Below are 1,308 nucleotides of genomic sequence, written 5' to 3'. Positions count from 1 at the left end.
TAACAGAATGGACCGATTAGATGGGTGACAGTTTTCTCGCCAGCCGGGAGGACCGGCGATGGTTTGGCGAGAGACTGGCATCATGGATGAGCGGCTTCGTTTTGTTGTTGAATGCCTATCTGGTGAGGAGACGATGACGCAGCTTTGCGCGGCCTTCGAGATCTCGCGCAAGACCGGCTACAAATGGCTTGGACGTTACCGGGAGTCCGGCCCGGAAGGCCTGCACGACCGGTCGCGGGCGCCGCTCGATCACGGCCGGGCGACGGCAGCCGAGCTGGTGGAGCGGATCGTGGCGGAGAAGGAAGCGCATCCGCTGTGGGGGCCGAAAAAGATCATGGCGCGGCTGAAGCGGGCGGAGCCCAGTTGCGGCTGGCCGGCAGTCTCGACAGTTGGCGAGATCTTGAAGCGGCATGGCCTTGTCGGGCGGCGGCGCGCGCGCTGGAGGGCGGCGGGCAACGGTCCATGGCCGGAGCCTGAGGGACCGAACGCGCTGTGGACGGGAGATCACAAGGGCTGGTTCCGGACCGGCGACGGCTGGCGCTGCGAGCCGCTGACGGTGATGGATGGGGCGTGCCGCTACCTGTTGGCGCTGGCGGCGACCGGCTCGACGTCGGAGGATGAAGCCTGGCCGGTGTTTGAGCGAGCCTTCGAGGAAAACGGCCTGCCGGATCGGTTCAGAAGCGACAATGGTTCGCCGTTCGCGTCGGCCGGCGTCACCGGGCTGACGCCGCTGGCGGTGCGCTTCATCAAGCTCGGCATAGTCTTGGAGCGCATCAAGCCGGGCAAGCCGCAGCAGAATGGATGCCATGAGCGCTTCCACCTGACCATGCTGCCACTGGCCAAGGAGCCAGCGGCCGACCAGGCAGCGCAGGCCCAGGCGTTCGAGGCTTTCCGGCGTGAATACAACGAACAGCGCCCGCATGAGGCGCTGGGCATGGACACGCCGGCACAGCGCTACCGTCCATCAACCCGCCCCATGCCCAAGACGATAGCTGAACCGGACTATCCTGCCGAGGCGGCGGTGCGGCGCGTGCGCCAAAACGGCGAGATCAAGTGGAACGGCGACTTCATCTACGTCTCCAAGACACTGGCCGGCGAAGCGGTTGCCGCGACCGAGACCGAGGAGGGCGAATGGGCGCTCTCCTTCTATGCCCATCCGCTCGGCTTCATCGACGGCCGACACAAGAAACTGGTCCGCCGCAGCCCCGTCCAACCCCGACCAGACGGCCCTGCGGCGGACAGCAACTCAGGGGGAAAACTGTAACCCATGTATCCGGTTCAAAGTGTTACCCATCTATCGGCTGGACA

General features: G+C 65.4%; 1 protein-coding gene. It reads left to right on the top strand.

Annotated elements, in window-relative coordinates; genetic code table 11:
• Positions 1-58: 58 nt before the first annotated feature.
• Positions 59-1,264, top strand: a complete 1,206-nt coding sequence (locus CK230_RS32215; RefSeq protein WP_095820809.1) for an integrase core domain-containing protein — start codon at positions 59-61, stop codon at positions 1,262-1,264.
• Positions 1,265-1,308: the final 44 nt, after the last annotated feature.

Origin of the sequence: Mesorhizobium sp. WSM3859 (assembly GCF_002295065.1) — a bacterium.
Classification (GTDB): Bacteria; Pseudomonadota; Alphaproteobacteria; order Rhizobiales; family Rhizobiaceae; genus Mesorhizobium.
This window is presented reverse-complemented; position numbering and strand designations above follow the sequence as displayed.